2 protein-coding genes are annotated in these 3037 nt (G+C 49.4%); both read left to right on the top strand.

The genetic code is table 11. The features are described from left to right. The coding region (locus PHU49_02645) for a SpoIIE family protein phosphatase (protein MDD5242894.1) at positions 1-1825 on the top strand (1825 nt) is incomplete at its 5' end. A 208-nt stretch (positions 1826-2033) separates the two neighbouring features. After that, on the top strand, positions 2034-2885 hold the full coding sequence (gene fabI / locus PHU49_02650) for an enoyl-ACP reductase FabI (GenBank protein MDD5242895.1): 852 nt from the start codon (positions 2034-2036) through the stop codon (positions 2883-2885). Positions 2886-3037: the final 152 nt, after the last annotated feature.

Genomic DNA, 3037 nt, shown 5'->3' on the forward strand with positions numbered 1-3037 from the left:
GCAGATGATAGCAAAAGGGATCAAGGAGAATTCGAGCAACCTTATTACCACGACGACAAGCAAGATCGAGGTGCTGTTGAGCGCTACTCAGAAGATACCTGAAAACATAGCATACTTTCTGGAGAACAGTACGAACAATGAACAGGAACTTTTCCAGGTCCTCTATGCAATTGTTGAGAATAACGCTGAAATATATGGAGCGGCAATCGCCTTTGAGCCCTATATGTTCAAGAAGGATCAGGAGTTTTTTGCGCCTTATTTTTACAAGGCTTACGGAGGGATCAATTTTAAATACCTCGATAAGTACTATAATTATTTTTTATGGGACTGGTATCAGATCCCAAAGGAGCTTGAACGCCCGCAGTGGATAGAGCCCTATTTTGGCGAAGGCGGCGGTATCCTGATGTCCTCCTATTCCGTTCCCTTTTACAAAAAGATCGGCAATAAAAGGCAGATAGCGGGCGTTATCGTTGTAGACATATCCCTCGAAAGTCTGCGCAATATCGTTTCCTCTATAAAGATCCTCAAATCCGGATATGGTTTTTTGATATCCAAAAACGGGACCTTTGTAACGCACCCTAAAAAAGAGTTCGTAATGAACGAGACGATCTTTACGATCGCGGAGGCACGGGAGGACGATAGGCTCAGAGAGGTTGGAAGGAAGATGATAAGGGGTGAGTCGGGTATTGCGCCCATGTGGGTCAAGAGCGCGGTTACCGGAAAATCCTGCTGGATGGCCTATGTGCCGATAAAGTCAAGCGGCTGGTCCCTTGGTATTCTTTTCCCGCAGGACGAACTGATGGAAGATATCACGAACCTCAACCGGATCGTGCTTTTCCTGGGGATTACCGGTCTCTTCCTGCTTGCCGTGGCAGTTGTGTTTATCGCCAGGTCCATAACGGGACCGTTAAGGCACATGGCAAAGGCAACAGAACATATTGGGTCAGGAAACTTTGATATTGAATTGCCGCCTGTGAAATCAGGTGATGAGGTAGGGAAGCTCTCCGAGGCATTCAGCTTCATGAGGGAATCCCTGAAGGAATATATCGGGGAACTTACAGAGGCTACAGCGTCAAGGGAGCGCATGGAAAGCGAACTGAAGATAGCCCATGACATCCAGATGGGCATCCTGCCGAAGAAATTCCCTCCCTACCCGGAAAGGACGGAATTTGACATCTATGCCATGATAAAACCGGCCAGGGAGATCGGAGGGGATTTTTACGACTTCTTCTTCGTAGACGATGAACATCTCTGTTTCGTCATTGCCGATGTCTCGGGTAAGGGTATTCCGGCAGCGTTGTTCATGGCGCTCACGAAGACCCTTATCAAGGCGAAGGCCACAGTGGGCCTGACCCCCGACAAGATCATCTCCAGGGTAAACGAAGACCTCTGCATAGGCAACGACATGAGCATGTTCGTAACGGTTTTTTGCGGGATCCTGAACGTCATGACCGGGGAGGTGCAGTTTACAAACGGAGGGCACAACCCCCCGCTGCTGATAAAGGGAAACGGAGATGTTTCTTACCTTGAAACATCCGGTGAACTTCTTGTCGGTGCGATGGAGGAAGCTCAATACACTACCCGTAGTATTATGCTTGGACAGGGCGATTCGTTGTTCTTCTATACTGATGGGGTTACGGAGGCGATGAATGAAAGGAACGAACTTTTCTCCGAGGAACGCCTCCAGAAAGGGTTATCGATATACCAGGGCAAAACCGTTGATCAGGTCATAAGCGCAGTGATGCAGGAGATAACAGAATTCACCGGCAGCACGCCTCAATCCGATGACATCACGATGATGATGATCACCTATAAGGGCAACTGACAGTAAGTCCGTTAGGCGTAAGGCGATAGGCGTTAGGCGATTCTTTGGCTCCTCGCTCTCGGCTGTCTTTCTCCCCTTACGACTTACGCCTAACGACTTACGGGTGTTTTGCCATGAGCCATGGGCCGGCTTTCATTGCGGCCCGTCTCTTGACAGCCTCACTTTTTACGGTATACTTGAAAGATACAGTGTAAACAGGGGGTGTATTATGGGGAATGAAAGCGAGGTTGAACAAGAGATCACGGAGATTATGGAGAAATATCCGCAGGCCTTCCGGAAGATGAGGGGTGTCACCAGCCACCACCTTGCAGACAAACGGGGGTTGATACTCGGGATTACCAATGATAAGAGCATAGCATACGGTTGTGCAAAGGTATTCCATCTTCTCGGCGCTGAGATGGCTGTTACATACCGCAACGAAAAGGCAGAACGATTTGTCAGGCCCCTTGCAGAGGATATGGGCTGCCCGATCATTATGCCCTGCGATGTTGAAACCCCCGGTAGCATGGAGACCGTTTTTGAGAGAATATCCCGGGAATGGGGAGGGCTTGATTTTGTCCTTCACAGCATTGCTTCTGCACCGAAAGATGACCTCCATGCCCGCGTAACAGATTGTTCAAGAGAGGGATTCCTGCTCGCCATGGAAACCTCCTGTTATTCCTTTATCCAGGCAGCACGTCTTGCTGAGCCGTTGATGCAGAATGGCGGTTCTCTTCTCACCATTACCTATTATGGTTCGGAAAAGGTGGTGGCAAACTACAATATTATGGGGCCGGTAAAAGCAGCGCTGGAGAGCTGTGTTCGATACATGGCTGCAGAACTGGGCCCGAAAAAGATCAGGGTTAACTCCATCTCTCCCGGACCTATCCTGACGCGGGCAGCATCGGGGATTGAACATTTTGATGAATTGATGGAACGCGCTGTTGCCGGTGCGCCGGAACACCACCTGGTAACCATAGAGGATGTCGGCAGCCTTGCGGGTTTTTTAGTGGGTGACCGGTCGAAGAGCATCACCGGCGATGTTCACTACATCGATGGAGGGTTCCATATCATAGGCTAACAGCCGGTGAGCATTATTCGTGCATCGGTTATTACACACCGTGCGGCGTTGCAGATAACCGGGTTCAGATCAATAGATCCAACCCTTCCTTCAAATTCCATAATCAGCGACGAAAATGTGAGGAGCATCTTTTTGAGGGCTTCAACGCTGAT

It is taken from the genome of Syntrophorhabdaceae bacterium, from assembly GCA_028713955.1.
Lineage (GTDB): Bacteria > Desulfobacterota > Syntrophorhabdia > Syntrophorhabdales > Syntrophorhabdaceae > UBA5609.